This is a genomic window from Brevibacterium sp. 50QC2O2 (genome assembly GCF_024580675.1).
In the GTDB taxonomy this organism is placed as follows: Bacteria; Actinomycetota; Actinomycetes; order Actinomycetales; family Brevibacteriaceae; genus Brevibacterium; species Brevibacterium moorei.
On record NZ_JANIJZ010000016.1, the window covers coordinates 1 to 14,655 of the forward strand.

Annotated in this window: 13 protein-coding genes; 6 read left to right on the top strand and 7 right to left on the bottom strand. The window is 66.4% G+C overall.

Annotation, left to right across the window (positions count from 1 at the left end):
* A partial coding sequence (locus tag NQ038_RS12370) for an HNH endonuclease signature motif containing protein (protein ID WP_257062700.1) occupies window positions 1-1,124 on the top strand: 1,124 nt, incomplete at its 5' end.
* Between the two features lie 228 nt (window positions 1,125-1,352).
* Here the strand turns inward: NQ038_RS12370 and NQ038_RS12375 are convergent.
* Entirely contained in the window at window positions 1,353-2,987 is a 1,635-nt protein-coding gene (locus NQ038_RS12375) for a cation acetate symporter (protein WP_257062702.1), read from the bottom strand.
* Between the two features lies 1 nt (window position 2,988).
* Entirely contained in the window at window positions 2,989-3,366 is a 378-nt protein-coding gene (locus NQ038_RS12380) for a DUF485 domain-containing protein (protein ID WP_257049145.1), read from the bottom strand.
* A 241-nt stretch (window positions 3,367-3,607) separates the two neighbouring features.
* Between NQ038_RS12380 and NQ038_RS12385 the strand changes: the two genes are divergently transcribed.
* From NQ038_RS12385 to gatB, 4 genes are read left to right on the top strand one after another with little or no spacing between them, the layout of a single operon-like run.
* Window positions 3,608-4,696 (top strand): LLM class flavin-dependent oxidoreductase, encoded by a 1,089-nt coding sequence (locus NQ038_RS12385; RefSeq protein ID WP_257062705.1) that lies wholly within the window; start codon window positions 3,608-3,610, stop codon window positions 4,694-4,696.
* 37 nt (window positions 4,697-4,733) lie between these two features.
* On the top strand, window positions 4,734-5,042 hold the full coding sequence (gatC, locus tag NQ038_RS12390; RefSeq protein ID WP_257057355.1) for an Asp-tRNA(Asn)/Glu-tRNA(Gln) amidotransferase subunit GatC: 309 nt from the start codon (window positions 4,734-4,736) through the stop codon (window positions 5,040-5,042).
* A gap of 2 nt (window positions 5,043-5,044) precedes the next feature.
* A complete protein-coding gene (gatA, locus tag NQ038_RS12395; RefSeq protein ID WP_257062706.1) occupies window positions 5,045-6,562 on the top strand; it encodes an Asp-tRNA(Asn)/Glu-tRNA(Gln) amidotransferase subunit GatA in 1,518 nt (505 codons plus the stop codon).
* Between the two features lie 32 nt (window positions 6,563-6,594).
* On the top strand, window positions 6,595-8,076 hold the full coding sequence (gene gatB / locus NQ038_RS12400; RefSeq protein ID WP_257062707.1) for an Asp-tRNA(Asn)/Glu-tRNA(Gln) amidotransferase subunit GatB: 1,482 nt from the start codon (window positions 6,595-6,597) through the stop codon (window positions 8,074-8,076).
* A 93-nt stretch (window positions 8,077-8,169) separates the two neighbouring features.
* Here the strand turns inward: gatB and NQ038_RS12405 are convergent, their stop codons facing one another.
* The 4 genes from NQ038_RS12405 to pdxS form a co-directional block, all read right to left on the bottom strand.
* Window positions 8,170-9,426: an ATP-binding protein gene (locus tag NQ038_RS12405; protein ID WP_257062708.1), complete on the bottom strand. Its 1,257-nt coding sequence runs from the start codon at window positions 9,424-9,426 to the stop codon at window positions 8,170-8,172.
* A 213-nt stretch (window positions 9,427-9,639) separates the two neighbouring features.
* The gene (locus tag NQ038_RS12410) at window positions 9,640-10,029 is read right to left on the bottom strand and encodes a DUF6069 family protein (RefSeq protein ID WP_257062709.1); all 390 of its coding nucleotides are present in this window, start codon (window positions 10,027-10,029) and stop codon (window positions 9,640-9,642) included.
* Window positions 10,030-10,163: 134 nt separating this feature from the next.
* Window positions 10,164-10,790 (bottom strand): pyridoxal 5'-phosphate synthase glutaminase subunit PdxT, encoded by a 627-nt coding sequence (pdxT, locus tag NQ038_RS12415; protein WP_257062710.1) that lies wholly within the window; start codon window positions 10,788-10,790, stop codon window positions 10,164-10,166.
* Complete coding sequence (pdxS, locus tag NQ038_RS12420; protein ID WP_257049154.1) at window positions 10,787-11,749, bottom strand: pyridoxal 5'-phosphate synthase lyase subunit PdxS; 963 nt, start codon at window positions 11,747-11,749, stop codon at window positions 10,787-10,789. Before pdxS ends, pdxT begins: the two co-directional genes overlap by 4 nt.
* 95 nt (window positions 11,750-11,844) lie before the next feature.
* On the opposite strand from pdxS, the gene NQ038_RS12425 reads away from it, so the two are divergent.
* The gene (locus tag NQ038_RS12425; protein ID WP_257062713.1) at window positions 11,845-13,473 is read left to right on the top strand and encodes a PLP-dependent aminotransferase family protein; all 1,629 of its coding nucleotides are present in this window, start codon (window positions 11,845-11,847) and stop codon (window positions 13,471-13,473) included.
* Between the two features lie 109 nt (window positions 13,474-13,582).
* Here the strand turns inward: NQ038_RS12425 and NQ038_RS12430 are convergent, their stop codons facing one another.
* The gene (locus NQ038_RS12430) at window positions 13,583-14,542 is read right to left on the bottom strand and encodes a hypothetical protein (protein WP_257062714.1); all 960 of its coding nucleotides are present in this window, start codon (window positions 14,540-14,542) and stop codon (window positions 13,583-13,585) included.
* Window positions 14,543-14,655 lie beyond the last annotated feature (113 nt).

Sequence of the window (14,655 nt, forward strand, 5' to 3'; positions counted from 1 at the left end):
CGCCGTTGGTTGATGAGTTTCATGTGACGGTGACACCTAGGAGGAATGGTGCGTGGAATCTGACGGGCCTGTTGGATCCGGTGACGGGTGGGAAGTTGCATGGGCTCTTGACGAATCGGCAGGAGCCTGGACAGGACACGACTGAAGTGAACTCCGGGGAGGCTCAGCGAGCCGGCTCCGGTGTGCCCGACGGTGCGGAATCCGTTACAGCTGATGTGCCGCCCGGTGACCTGCCACCTCAGGATCCACCGGCGACGGCGGTGACGGTCGATGGGCAGCCTACGACGAAAGCCGACCACCCGTTCGGGTATCGGGATCGGCCCGATGGCGCGCGGCGGCATGACATGTTCGCCACGCTCATCGACCGGGCTGCCGCGTCGGGTCCGCAGGGTGCGGGGATGGCCCTGGTGGTCACGGCGACTGCTGAAGAGTATGCGCAGGGCAAGGCGGAGGTCGAGTCCACGGCAGGCCCGATCGGGTTGCAGGATCTGGAATCCCTGTCTCCGGGTGCGCTCGTGTATTTTCAGGCCCACCAGCCGGGTACCCGGGAAGTCACTGTCAGGAGTGCGGGCAGGTTTGCTACGCGGCGGCAGGTTGAGTTGATCGCCGCTCGTGATCGGGGGTGTACGTTCCCGGGGTGTGATATGCCGGTGGGGTGGTGCGATGCCCACCATATGATCCCCTGGTCCACTGGTGGACCCACCACCGTATCCAATCTGACCTTGGCGTGCCGGTTCCACCATACGTGGCATGACCAACACGGGTGGAGGGCCGAGTTGATCGGTGGTTTGCCGGCCTGGATTCCACCCAGACATGTCGATATCGACCAGCGGCCGGTGTTTCATTCCCGGTTCACTGCTGCCCTGATCGATATCAGTACGGCACGGAATGCTGAGGGTTTGCCGCCGGTGTGGGTGCCGGAGGATTTCTCCCCACCTGACTGGAACGCAGAATCGGACCTGCCCGACCCACCCGATCCACCAGGCCCGCCGAACTCCTCAGGACTATCCAGTACTGCGAGCAAAGACCCTGCGGGTTCTGGCGGCATGCCGTGGGGCACTCATGGGTCCTACGCAACGGATGCAGGCACCGACCCTGACGATACGGACGTCCCACCGTTCTAAACCACGGTAGGAGCCGTCCTAGTCGGTGTCCTCTCTGCACCTTCAAACCGGAAGCCCCGGCGAAAAGTACCCCGTGAAGAAGTACCCCGTGAATGAGTGCTCGCCGGGCGGCTGTGGTGTCAGCTGCCCGGCGATCACTTATCCGGTGGGCTTATAAATCAAGGCTCAGCGCTCAATGCCCAGTGTTCAAAGAACAGAGCTCGGGGCTCAGAACTCAGGGTTTAGAACTCAGTGCTCGGTGGCCTTCTCCGCGCCGTAGCCGGTGAGGGACCTGACCTCCATCTCGGATGCCTTCTGCGGATCCTCACCGCGCTTATCGGTCAACGAACCGATGATCGCAAGCAGGAAGCCCACGGGGATGGACACGATGCCCGGATTGCTCAGCGGGAACCAGGCGAAGTTCACGTCCGGACCGAACATCGAGGTCTCGGCCCCGGAGAACACAGGGGAGAAGAAGATGAGGATCAGGGCCGTGGCCAGCCCGCCGATCATCGACCACACCGCCCCGCGGGTGGTGAAGCGGCGCCAGAACAGGCTGAACAGGATGGTCGGCAAGTTCGCACTGGCGGCCACGGCGAAGGCCAGGGCGACCAGGAATGCGATGTTCTGACCCTGCACACCGATCCCGCCGACGATAGCGACGATGCCGATGACGACCACGGTGCGGTTGGCAACCTTGACCTCGGTCTTGGGGTCGGTCACCTGGCCGTGCTTGATCACGGAGACGTAGATGTCATGGGCGAAGGAGGCCGCAGCCGTAATGGTCAGGCCGGCGACGACCGCCAGGATCGTGGCGAAGGCGACCGCGGAGATGAAGCCCAGCAGCAGCGGTCCGCCCAGCGCGTTGGCCAGCAGCGGTGCTGCGGAGTTGACCCCGCCGGGGGCCTTGGCGATCGTATCCGCGCCGACCATGGCGGCCGCGCCGTAGCCCAGTACCAGGGTGAACAGGTAGAACCCGCCGATGAGGAAGATCGCCCAGACCACGGACTTCTGTGCTTCCTTCGCGGTGGGGACCGTGTAGAAGCGCATCAGCACGTGGGGCAGGCCCGCGGTGCCCAGCACCAGGGCCAGGGCCAGAGACACGAAGTCAATGGGCAGCTTGCCGTACTGTGCACCCGGCGCCAGCAGCGCCTCGCCGATCTTGTTCTCGGGGTGGTTGACCGCGGCCTCCAACACGGTGTTGAAGTTCATGCCGTGGGAGGCCAGCACCCACAGGGTCATCGCCAGAGCACCGCCGATCAGCAGGAACGCCTTGATGATCTGCACCCAGGTCGTGCCCTTCATACCGCCGATCAGAACGTAGACGATCATCAGCACGCCGACGACGGCGACGACCACCGACTGGCCGACTTTGGAGTCGATGCCCAGCAGCAGGGAGACCAGGCCACCGGCGCCTGCCATCTGGGCCAGCAGGTAGAAGAAGCACACTGCCAGGGTGGTGATGGCCGCTGCCACACGGACCGGCTTCTGCTTGAGCCGGAAGGACAGCACATCGGCCATCGTGAACTTGCCCGAGTTGCGGGTCAGCTCGGCGACCAGCAGCAGGGCGACGAGCCAGGCGACCAGGAAGCCGATCGAGTAGAGGAAACCGTCGTAGCCGTTGATCGCGATCGCGCCCACAATGCCCAGGAACGAGGCTGCGGACAGGTAGTCCCCGGAGATCGCGAAGCCGTTCTGCCAGCCCTTGAAGGAGCGGCCGCCGGCGAAGAAGTCATTTGCGTCCTTCTTCTGCCTGCCGGCCCGCAGCACGATGGTCAGCGTGACGATGACGAAGATAAGGAAGATGGAGATGTTGAGAACGGGGTTGTTCTTGGCCGTCTCGGCCGCCAGAAGTGTGACGTTGTCGGGAATCGGGGAAGTCATTTCAGTTTCCTTCGGTCGGGACCCGGGCTTCGAGCTCATTGCGCAGGGCGTGCGCCTGCGGCTCGATGCGGCGCTTGGACAGCTGCACGTAGACGATCGTGATGACGAACGTCGTGACGAACTGCCCCAGGCCCAGGACGATGCCCATATTGGTCAGGCCGAAGACGGGCTTGGCCATGAAGTCGTGGGCGTAGGCGCCCAGCAGTACGTAGACCAGGTACCAGACCATGAAGAGGGCGGTCAGGGGGAAGGCGATGGAACGATAGGTGCGGCGGAGCCGACCGAACTCCGGTGATCTGTCGACGGCGATGAAATCGATCTGCCCTGATCCAGGACCGGTCTGTGGGGCCGGCGAAGCCTGTGATGTTTCGTCAGTCATAGTGTGTTTTCCTGCTTCTTTGCGGGGATCCCCACTGTGGTGACAGGGCCTCAGGGTCCATGGGGTGCGGGAACCGTGGCACTGTACTTCAGGGGGATCGACACTGCTTCCTTGCGGTGTTGACGAACAGCATATGTGCGTCAAAGCACATTGCCAAGCGCAGGCGTTGCGTTGCCGTTGCATGATGACGAGGTGCGTCGAAACGCCGGCGCTGCGCCCAAAGGGAGAGTAGTGTTGGAATATGGTTGAAGCTTCTACTACTGACGAGAACCTGCCCCTGCGCCGCCTGGGCTTCCTGACCATCGGCCTGTTCGACCCTGCGGATCCGGCCGCCGGCCACGAGGACACCCTGCGGATCATCGCCCACGGCGAAGAGCTGGGATTCGACTCGGCCTGGGTCCGCCAACGGCACCTGCAGTTCGGGATATCCTCGCCCGTGGCCCTGTTGGCCGCTGCCACCCAGCGCACCAGCCGGATCGAACTGGGCACCGCGGTGATCCCGCTGGGTCCGGAGAACCCGCTGCGCCTGGCCGAGGACCTGGCCACCGTCGATGTGCTCTCGGCCGGCCGGCTCAACCCCGGCGTGTCCGTGGGCACTCCCATGCAGTGGGAGCACTGGAAGGATGCGCTCTACCCGGATACCCAGGATCAGGAGGACTTCTCCAAGAAGCGCGTTGAGCGCCTGCTCGATGCCCTGGCCGGCGAAGAGGTCAGCGACCTCGGCGGCAAACAGGGAGTGGTGGAGACGTATTCGCGGACCGTGCAGCCGCACGCCCCCGGCCTGGCCGGACGCGTCTGGTACGGAGCCGGGTCGCGGGCCTCGACCGAATGGGCGGCGGCCCACGGGATGAACCTGCTGACCAGCAGCGTGATCTCGGCCGAGGTCGCCGATGACTTCGACACCAATCAGCGCGCGCAGATCGACCTGTACCGCAAGGCCTTCGTCCCCGATCCGCGCTTCGGGGCCCCGGCACGGACCCCGCGGGTCTCCCAGGGCCTGTGCGTGGTGCCCACCGACCATGCGAAACCGGAGCAGATCCGCCGCTACACCGCCTGGCGGGCGGAGCGCAGCGTGCGCGACGGCAAACAGTTCGGGCCCAAGAAGACGATGTTCGCAGCCGACCTGGTGGGGTCCTCGGCGCAGATCGCCGAAACCCTGGTGTCCATGGCGGCCTTCCGCGCCGTGGACGAGGTTGCCTTCGCCCTGCCCTTCGACTTCGAGGCCGCCGACTATCTACAGATCCTCGACGATATCGCCGGCACCCTGGCACCCCAGCTGGGGTGGCGCCCCGGTACCCCTGCTGAGCCGGCGGCCGGGCGACTAGAATAGACGATTGGAGTATCGACCGATGTAGAAAGGGTGGCGGATGCCGTCGCAAACCCCAATCACAACCGAGGAGGTCGCCCACTTGGCCGACCTCGCCCGGATCGCCATGAGTGACACGGAACTGAACGGCCTGGCCGGTGACCTCAACACGATCCTCGCCAATGTGGCCCGCGTATCCGAGGTGGCCACCGACGACGTTCCGGCGACCAGCCACCCGATTCCCCTGGTCAACGTGATGCGCGAGGACGTCGTGTCCGACGCCGTGCTCAGCAGCGAACAGGCCCTGTCGAACGCACCGAAGCAGGCCGACGACAAGTTCCTCGTGCCGCAGATCCTGGGGGAGGAGTGAGCATGTCCAATGCCGAACTGACTAAGAGGACCGCGGTCGAACTGGCCGCCGGGCTGGCCGCGGGGGAATACTCCTCGACCGAACTGACCCAGGCGCACCTGGATAGGATCGCGGCGGTCGAACCCACCGTGCACTCCTTCATCACCGTCACCGCCGAATCCGCTCTGGAGACCGCTGCGCGGGTCGATCAGCAGCGCGCCGCCGGCGCCGAACTCCACCCCTTCGCCGGTGTCCCCGTGACGCATAAGGACCTGGTGTCCACCACGGGCATCAAGACCACCGCCGGGTCGAAGATGCTTGAGAACTGGGTGCCGCCGTACGACGCCACCGTGTTCAAGAAGACCCAGGAGGCGGGACTGCCGCTGCTGGGCAAGACGAACCTCGACGAATTCGCGATGGGCTCGACCACGGAGCACTCGGCCTTCGGCAACACCACCAACCCGTGGAATCCGGGGCACGTGCCCGGCGGTTCCTCCGGTGGCGCTGCGGCCTCGGTCGCCGCCTTCGAAGCGCCGTTCTCCGTCGGCACGGACACCGGCGGCTCCGTCCGCCAGCCCGCAGCCTTCACCGGAACGGTGGGCGTCAAGCCCACCTACGGTTCGGTTTCGCGCTATGGCGTGATCGCCATGGCCTCGAGCCTGGACCAGGTGGGCCCGCTGGCGCGCACCGTGGCCGATGCCGCCGCCCTGCACCAGATCCTGGCCGGGCACGACCCCTTCGACTCGACCAGCCTGCCGGATGCGGTGCCGGACTTCCTGTCCGCCGCCCAGACGGGCGCCACCGCGGGACTGAAGGGCAAGAAGCTGGGCGTCATCAAGCAGCTGCAGGGCGAGGGCTGGGATGCGGGCGTGCTCGCCACCTTCCAGGAGGCCCTGGCCACCGCAGAGGCCGCCGGCGCCGAGATCGTCGAGGTCGACCTGCCCAGCCTGTCGTATGCGCTCGACGCCTACTACCTGATCATGCCCAGTGAGGCGTCCTCGAACCTCTCGCGCTATGACGGCGTGCGCTTCGGGCTGCGCGAACTGCCCACCGACGGCCCCGTCACAGCGGAGACCATGATGAAGGCATCGCGCGCAGCGGGCTTCGGCGCCGAGGTCAAGCGCCGCATCATCCTGGGCACCTATGCGCTGTCCGCCGGCTACTACGACGCCTACTACGGTTCGGCGCAGAAGGTCCGCACGCTGGTGCAGCGGGACTTCGCCCGCGCCTTCGAGGTCGCCGATGTGCTGGTCTCGCCCACCGCCCCGACCACCGCGCTGAAGTTCGGCCAGGAGACCGAGGCCGACCCGATGGCCCTGTACCTGGGCGATGTCGCGACGATCCCGGCGAACCTGGCAGGCATCCCCGGTATGAGCCTGCCCGCCGGTGTGAGCGACGGTCTGCCCGTGGGCTTCCAGCTGCTGGCCCCGGCCCGTGAGGACATCCGCCTCTATGGGATCGGAGCAGGGCTGGAAGCCGCGCTGGACGACAAGCGCGGGTCCACCGTATTGGCCGGCATCCCCGAACTGACCGTGGCCTGAGGCTGCGGACTAGAGGAACGAAGGACGAATAAGTGAAGTACCAAGAGGCCATCGAAAAGTACGATCCGGTCCTGGGCATCGAGGTCCATGTCGAGCTGGGCACGACCACGAAGATGTTCGACGGCGCGCCCAACACCTTTGGCGGGGGTCCGAACTCAAACACCACCCCGGTGTCGCTGGGCCTGCCCGGCGCGCTGCCCGTGGTGAACAAGAAGGGCGTGGAATACGCGGTCAAGATCGGCCTGGCACTGGGCTGCTCGATCGCGGAATCCTGCCGCTTCGCCCGCAAGCAGTATTTCTACCCGGATCTGGCGAAGAACTTCCAGACCAGCCAGTACGACGAGCCGATCGCCTATGAGGGCCGGGTCGAGGTCGAGCTGGAGGATGGAACCCTGTTCGAGGTCCCCGTGGAGCGCGCGCACATGGAGGAGGACGCCGGTAAGAACACCCACGTGGGTGGCGCCGACGGCCGGATCCACGGCGCCGACCACTCCCTGGTCGACTTCAACCGGGCGGGCGTGCCGCTGGTGGAGATCGTGACCCACCCGATCGAGGGTGCGGGGGAACGCGCTCCCGAGGTCGCCTCGGCCTATGTCAAGACTCTGCGGGACATCTTCCGCGCCCTGGGCGTGTCCGAGGCCCGGATGGAGCAGGGCAATGTGCGCGCCGACATCAACGTGTCGCTGCGCAAGACCCCGGAATCGCCGCTGGGCACGCGCACGGAGACGAAGAACGTCAACTCCTTCCGCTCGATCGAGCGCGCGGTGCGCACCGAGATCATCCGCCAGGCGGAGATCTTGGACGCAGGCGGCACGATCACGCAGGAGACCCGTCACTTCAACGAGGCCACGGGCGACACCCGCTCGGGCCGGCCGAAGTCGGATGCCGACGACTACCGCTACTTCCCGGAGCCGGACCTGGTGCCGGTCGTGCCGGACCGCGCCTGGGTCGAGTCCCTGCGGGAGAACCTGCCGGAACTGCCTGCGGCCAAGCGGCGCAGGCTGCGCGGCGAGTGGGGCTTCAGCGAACTGGAGATGCGCGATATCGTCAACGCGGATCTGTTGGACCCGATCGAGGACACCGTCGCCGCCGGCGCCAAGCCCGCCGCCGCGCGTAAATGGTGGACCGGTGAGATCGCCCGACAGGCCAAGCAGCTGGAGCGTTCCGCCGCCGAACTGGTCACCCCGGCGCAGGTCGCCGAACTGGCCGGCCTGGTGGCCGATGGGAAGCTCAACGACAAGCTGGCCCGCAAGGTGCTCGACGGTGTTATCGCGGGCGAGGGCGACCCCGCCGCGGTGATGGCCGCCAAGGGCCTGGAGATCGTGCAGGACGACGGGGCCCTGGAGGCCGCAGTGGATGCCGCGATCGCGGACAATCCCGATGTGGTCGAGAAGATCAAGGGCGGCAAGCAGCAGGCCATCGGCGCGCTGATCGGCCCGATCATGAAGGCCACCCGCGGCCAGGCCGATGCCGGCGCCGCACGGAAGATGATCCTGGCCAAGCTGGGGCTCTAAGGCTCTAAGGCTCTTCGCCGAGTCGTCACAAAAGTCCGTTCAACCCCCGGGTTGGGCGGACTTTTGTCACGACTCGGCAGGCGATGATCGATTTCAGTGTTGCCAGAGCGTGGCGATCGGCAGGGCCCAGAGGTGATCTCCGAAGGGGAGGGCTTGGGTGCCGGTGTGCAAGACAGCACCCGCAATGAACCTGTCACCAGCCTTGTCGCGCAGGTATTCGAGGCCCTTGAAATGGCTTCTGGTTACGCTGGTGGTCGCCTTGACCTCGAGTCCAACGATTTGGCGTGCCCGGTTTTCCAACACCAGGTCCACTTCGCGGCCTTGACTGTCTCGGAAATGACGAAGGGTGAAGTCCACTTCGGACCAGCCCCGCTGGCGTTGTAGCTCACCGGCAACGAAGGCCTCGACGAGTCCGCCGGTCAGCGTGCTGGAGATCTGTTGTTCGAGTCCTTCAATGTCGACACCGCTGAGAAAGGCTGCAAGCCCCGGGTCCTGGAGGAAGGTCTTGGGCTTTGACACAGTACGGGCTGCGACGTTGTTACTCCACGCAGGTAGCCTGTCGACAAGGTATACATTCACCAGGGCTTGGAGATAGGCGGGCACGGTGCGGGCCGGGATGTCCAATGCTCGGGAATACCGTGCTGCGACGAACTCGGATGCGCTTTCGGTAGCAAGTAGCTGCAACAGGGGTCGAAGGCGGTCAGGGTGTTGGATGCCGACTGCTTCAGGGACGTCCTTTGAAATGATCCGCTCTACATAGGCGGAGAGCCAGCGATTCCGGGTCCTGTCGGTCTTGCCCTGGAGCTCTGGATAGCTACTGTGCGTTGCCATTTCGAGATAATCGCGCCGTGAATAATCGTTTAGATTGTGGACTGCTCCAGTCTGAGGTAGTTTCCAGGCGAAACTGGCGAAGTCTTCTGACCTTCCCATAAGCTCACCGCGGCTGAAGCCGCGTAGTTCCAGCGTCTGGGCTCTCCCGGCCAGACTCTCCTCGGTACCCTGGAGGGTGAGCAGATTGGACGAACCGGTGACGATGAACCTACCGGGGCGCCGATCGGTTTCCAATGCGTTCTTCATCGCTAGGAGGAGCTCGGGGACACGCTGGATCTCATCTATGGCCAGCGTGCCTTCTGGGTACTGCCGGACGAAGGCGTCGGGGTCGCTCTGAGCCGCGTTGCGGTTGATAGTGGCGTCGAGGTTGACGATTTGTGCATTCTCGTGTGCGACGAGCTGGCGCATCAGAGTGCTCTTGCCTACTTGCCTGGCGCCAGAGATCACGGTGATCGGCGACTCTGCGATGATCTCTCGTGCCAGCGGGGCGATATTGCGCTCGACAATGGGTTCACTCATGTCCTCAGCCTAGCTGAGCGTGCCGTTTTGCAGGGTAGTCGTTGCCGTTTTACACGATAGATGTTGCCGTTCTGCATGCTATGTGTTGCCGTTTTGCACCTAGACTGTTGCCGTTCTGCATGCTTTGCTCGTCAGTCTCCGCGGCATCGAGCCGGTCGGACCGTCCACCGATGAGTCACAAATGTACTGCGGGCGGTTGTAGCTCGGCGGATGCTAGGTCCGCTGGGGCTTGGCCCAGAGCTGGGCTGCGCACCAGCTGATGCCGACGATGCAGTGCATTGCGGCCAGACCCCACATGGTGCCGGCGTCGGTCGCCGCGGTCAGCGGGGCCACGGCACTGAGCACTCCCACAACCAGGCCGATCCAGGCCAACGGCGTGTGGACCTTCGGCGCTTTGCGCTCGATGAGCCAGACGATGACCGCTGCGATGAGCAGTGGGACGAATGACGCCAGCGCGGGCATGAACCCTGCAACGGTGATGATGGGACCGCCGAAGCCGGCTGTCATCGCGGCGCCGGCGGCGTGCGCGATGGCGTAGATGATCGAATTGATGATGGCAGCCGCAAGTCCTGCGGCGATGCCGGCGGTGATGGTGCGTGTCATGACGACCTCCTCCGATTACCCCATAGGTTCCTCCCGCTGTGCGAGGAGGTCAAGGGTTCCTCTCCGCCAGGGCGTCACAAATGTGCGGTGGTGCGCTGGTTCCGCGCACATCTGTGACGACTCGGCGGGAGGGGTCAGGTCAGCCGGAGGAGTTCGCGGTGGATCGCTGGGTCGCCGGTGAGCTCGGGGTGGAAGCTGATGCCCAGGATGTTGCCCTGCCGCACGCCGACGATGGCACCAGGTACATCGTGGTCCGCCTCGTGCACGCCGTCCGGGGTGGCCACGGCAGGCCGCCGGGCAATAACTTCCACCCCGGGCCCCACCTGTACGACCTGCGGGGCGCGGATGAAGGCGGTGCGCACGGGGACGAACTCGGTGTCCAGTGCGACCTCGGCCGAATCGATCTGCCGACCGAAGGCATTGCGCCGCACCGTCACGTCCAGCACACCCAGGCTCTGCTGCCCGGGCGCGGGATCCGCGATGCGCCTGGCCAACATGATGAGCCCCGCGCAGGTGCCCAGGGTGGGCAGCCCGCCGGCGATCACCTCGATCAGTCGTTCGCGCAGACCCAGGATCCGGGTCAGCCGGTCGATGGTCGAGGACTCGCCACCCGGCAGCACCAGGGCCGACAATCCTTCCAGCCCGCCGGCCCTGCGCACCAACCGGACCTCGGCTCCCAACCCGGCGAGCAGCTCGGCGTGCTCGCGCACCCCGCCCTGCAGGGCCAGGACCCCGACGGGGCCAGGCACCTTGACGCTCACCAGCCGCGTTCGGCCAGGCGGTGCGGTGCGGGCAGGTCGGCGACGTTGATGCCGACCATGGCCTCGCCCAGGCCCCGCGAGGCCTCCGCGATGGCGGCCGGGTCGTCGTACTGCGCAGTCGCCTTGACGATCGCGGCGGCGCGGGCTGCGGGATTGCCCGACTTGAAAATGCCCGAACCGACGAACACGCCGTCGGCGCCCAGCTGCATCATGAGCGCGGCATCGGCTGGAGTCGCCACGCCGCCGGCGGTGAACAGCACGACCGGCAGTTCCCCGCGGGCAGCGACCTCGCGGACGATCTCATAGGGCGCCTGGAGCTCCTTGGCAGCGACGTAGAGCTCCTCGGGATTGTTCTTGTACAGGGCGGACAGCTGCCCGATCTGCCCCCGGATGGTGCGGATGTGCTTGGTCGCCTCGGACACGTCGCCGGTCCCCGCCTCGCCCTTGGACCGGATCATGGCCGCGCCCTCGGCAATGCGGCGCAGGGCCTCGCCCAGGTTCGTCGCCCCGCACACGAAGGGCACGGTGAAGCGCTGCTTGTCGATGTGGTTGACGTAGTCGGCAGGGGACAGGACCTCGGACTCGTCGATGTAGTCCACCCCCAGGTGCTGAAGGACCTGGGCCTCGACCTGGTGGCCGATGCGGGCCTTGGCCATGACCGGGATGGAAACGGCCTCGATGATGGAGTCGATGAGGTCGGGGTCGCTCATCCGGGCCACGCCGCCCTGGGCGCGGATGTCGGCGGGCACGCGTTCGAGTGCCATCACGGCCACCGCGCCGGAATCCTCGGCGATGCGGGCCTGTTCGGCGGTGACGACGTCCATGATGACGCCGCCCTTGAGCATGTCTGCCAGGCCCCGCTTGACCAGCGGGCTGCCCAGCGTGGGGGTTGCGGGATCGGTGGTGGTCCGCGATGTGGTCGGTCTGGTGTTCTGCGGTGCTTCGTTCAAAAGGGTCATGTGATCATCCTGAACCCGACAAGTGGTCTGACACCAGATCCAGAAAATGCGAGTTGAATTGGACCACTTAGTGATTCGGGTGGATTATGGGTGGCATGGCCCGTACCGCCCGCGGCGTGGATCTGCCGCTGAACCTGCACCTGGAGCCCACCGCCGCGGGGGCACCTGGAACACATGTTCCCCTGCCGGAGCGCATCGCCTGGCAGATTCGCGATCTCATCACCCGGGGAGTCCTCTCACCTGGGCAGATGCTGCCGTCCACGCGCGCCCTGGGTGCTCGCCTGGGGGTGTCAAGGGGAACCGTTGTGACCGCCTTCGAACAGTTGGTGGCCGAGGGTTATCTGGATGCCGAACGAGGCAGTGGAACGGCGGTGAGCGAGGACTTGCGGCTGTTGCCCAAGCCGCTGCCTCAACCGCTGCCCGAACCCGTCCCGAAAACGGTGTCGGGAACCGGGCGGGAACCTCGGCGCAGGGGAGTCGGGCCCGACCCCCGTGTCTTGAGAAGCGAGACACACGAGGCGGGGGATCCTATCGACCTGCGGCCCGCGGCCAGCCGGGGCATCGCCCTGCCGACTCCGCAGTGGCGAGCTGCCTGGCGCGCCGCGGCGGCCGGTGGTGGCGACCAGCCGGAGCCACTGGGATCCTGGTCGCTGCGCGCAGCACTGGCCGAACGCACCCGGCGGGTCCGCGCGGTGGCCGGCACCCCCGCCGACTACATCATCACCGCAGGTGCCCGTGAGGGGCTGCAACTGCTGCTGACCGCACTGCGGGCCCGAATCGCCCGGCCCGCCGAGGCCGCCGGCCGGCCCGTCGGCCAGGCGCGGTCCAGTGCCGGCGCCGCCTGCCGGGACCGGCCCGCAGGCCGACTGCGCATCGCCTTCGAAAGCCCCGGCTACCCCAGCCTGCGCCAGGTCCCCCTGCTCACCGGCGACGAGGTCGTGCCCGCCCCGGTGGACGCCCACGGGGTCGATCCCGCGCTCCTGCCCGAGGGCATCGACGCGCTGGTCGTCACGCCCTCGCACCAGTATCCATCAGGCGGTTCCCTGCCGGTCGAACGGCGGTTGGCCCTGCTGGCCGCGGCCCGTGAGCGTGGTTTCCTGGTCGTCGAGGACGAACACACGGCGGAGTGGCGCTGGTCGGGCGCGCCGCTGCCCGCGCTGGCCGGACTGGACGATCCGGAACATCCGGTGACGGTGCTCTCGGGTTCCCTGTCCTCGCTCATCCATCCGGGGGTGGCGGTGGGTTACCTCAAGGTTCCGCCGTCTCTGTTGGAGCTCATGCGCCGGGTGCGCGAGGTCACCGCGAGTCCGGTGAACACCGTCGCGCAGGCGGCGCTGGCCACGTTCATCACCTCCGGTGCGCTGGAGAGGCACCTGCAGAGCGCGCGCAGTGCCAATCGGCGCAGGCTCGACGTGGTCCACCGAGGTCTGGAGGGTGCCCCCGGACTGCAGGTGCAGCCAGTGCCCGGCGGACTGCAGGCGGTGGTGAACATCGTGGGGCGTGCCGCGGGTGAGGCCGAATGGATCGCGGCGGCGCGCCGGTCAGGAGTGCTGGTCACGGGTCTGGGGGAGTATTGGCTGGGCGGATCGAGTGCGCAGTTGCCGCGGGCCCAGGGGATCGTGCTGGGCTTCGGCGTGGCCGATGCACAACTGCGCGAGGGGCTGGAGCGCCTGCGGGTGACGGCGCAGCATCTGAGCCGCTCCACTCCGACCCCCACCCCTTGAGTTCCACTACGTCCTGCATTGTCGATTGGGTGCGTTCCCGCACCGGATTTTCGACGATTCGAGACGTAGTGGAACCGGACGTAGAGGAACTGGGCGGGGCGGAAGCGGGTCAGTGGTGGGGATTCGGGTTGCGGGTGTCCGATTCCCAGGTCAGTGAAGTGTCTGCGGTGACCTCATAGGCCTCGAGGCGCTCATCGGTCAGGATCCGGTCGATGAGTGGCCGGGGTCCTGCGATGATCGTGGAATCCCAGTCGATCTCGCTGGCCAGCACCCACTGGTGGTCGTCGGGCCAGAGCATTTGCGGGGTATTGCCGCCCAATGGGGTGCACCATTCCGGCAGGTCCCATCCCGTCGGGTCGGGGTCGTCGGGCGGGCAGGGGACGGGCTGTTCGCTCAGTTCCTCCGCGCTCGCGGTGAAGAGGAAGAATTCGCGGCCGGGCCACTCCATCTTGGGCCCTGCGGCCCGCGCGACTACTCCCTGACCGGTGGCGCCCGCGGTGCGTCCGGCCTCGGCGAAGAGCCTGGCGTATTCTGCCCGCCACGAAGGCCCCCGTGTGACCGGTTTGCGCAGCGCCCAGAGCTCGGCCTGCATGGTCGAGGTGAACCCCAGTTCCGCGCTCCGCGGGTGACTGCTGAAGCCGTCCCAGACGGCTCCATAGAGCTGCTCGGCTGTCGAGGTGTGCTGAGCCAGGTGCTCGAGCAGTGTGGCGAGGCAGTCCAATTCCAGATCGCCCTCGGCCGGGTCGCTGACCACCCAGCCATCGGGGAATGCCGTGCAGGCCATCGACCCGTCGTCTGTCAACGCGGTCCACTGCACCTGCGGGTGCATGATCCGCCCATTGCGGCGCGCCACATCCGCCCAGCGCCAGACGGTGCGGTCGACTTCTCTGTGTTCGAAGTCGGGCGCATCCGACTCCGCCCATGGCGGATCGAAGCGTGTGGCAATCAGCGGATGGAGGATCCGAGCATAGGCCTCGAATCCGGTCCCGGCCACTCCACCGGCGGTCGCCCAGCTACCGGCCCGTGCCGTCAGCCAATCCCCGGCCTCGGCGGTTTGCAGAATCCTCATCTGGCAACGGTATCCCGTCCGGCGGAGCATCCGGTTCTGTGCGCAGGGCGTCCGGCGCCGTGCCCAGCACCATGTCAGGGGTCGGGACTAGAATCCAGCACAAACACGTTGGA

Coding starts and splice junctions, on each gene's coding strand:
- NQ038_RS12375 (WP_257062702.1), bottom strand. CDS start 2,987: ATGACTTCCCCGATTCCCGACAACGTCACACTTCTGGCGGCCGAGACG.
- NQ038_RS12380 (WP_257049145.1), bottom strand. CDS start 3,366: ATGACTGACGAAACATCACAGGCTTCGCCGGCCCCACAGACCGGTCCT.
- NQ038_RS12385 (WP_257062705.1), top strand. CDS start 3,608: ATGGTTGAAGCTTCTACTACTGACGAGAACCTGCCCCTGCGCCGCCTG.
- gatC (WP_257057355.1), top strand. CDS start 4,734: ATGCCGTCGCAAACCCCAATCACAACCGAGGAGGTCGCCCACTTGGCC.
- gatA (WP_257062706.1), top strand. CDS start 5,045: ATGTCCAATGCCGAACTGACTAAGAGGACCGCGGTCGAACTGGCCGCC.
- NQ038_RS12405 (WP_257062708.1), bottom strand. CDS start 9,426: ATGAGTGAACCCATTGTCGAGCGCAATATCGCCCCGCTGGCACGAGAG.
- NQ038_RS12410 (WP_257062709.1), bottom strand. CDS start 10,029: ATGACACGCACCATCACCGCCGGCATCGCCGCAGGACTTGCGGCTGCC.
- pdxS (WP_257049154.1), bottom strand. CDS start 11,749: ATGACCCTTTTGAACGAAGCACCGCAGAACACCAGACCGACCACATCG.
- NQ038_RS12425 (WP_257062713.1), top strand. CDS start 11,845: ATGGCCCGTACCGCCCGCGGCGTGGATCTGCCGCTGAACCTGCACCTG.
- NQ038_RS12430 (WP_257062714.1), bottom strand. CDS start 14,542: ATGAGGATTCTGCAAACCGCCGAGGCCGGGGATTGGCTGACGGCACGG.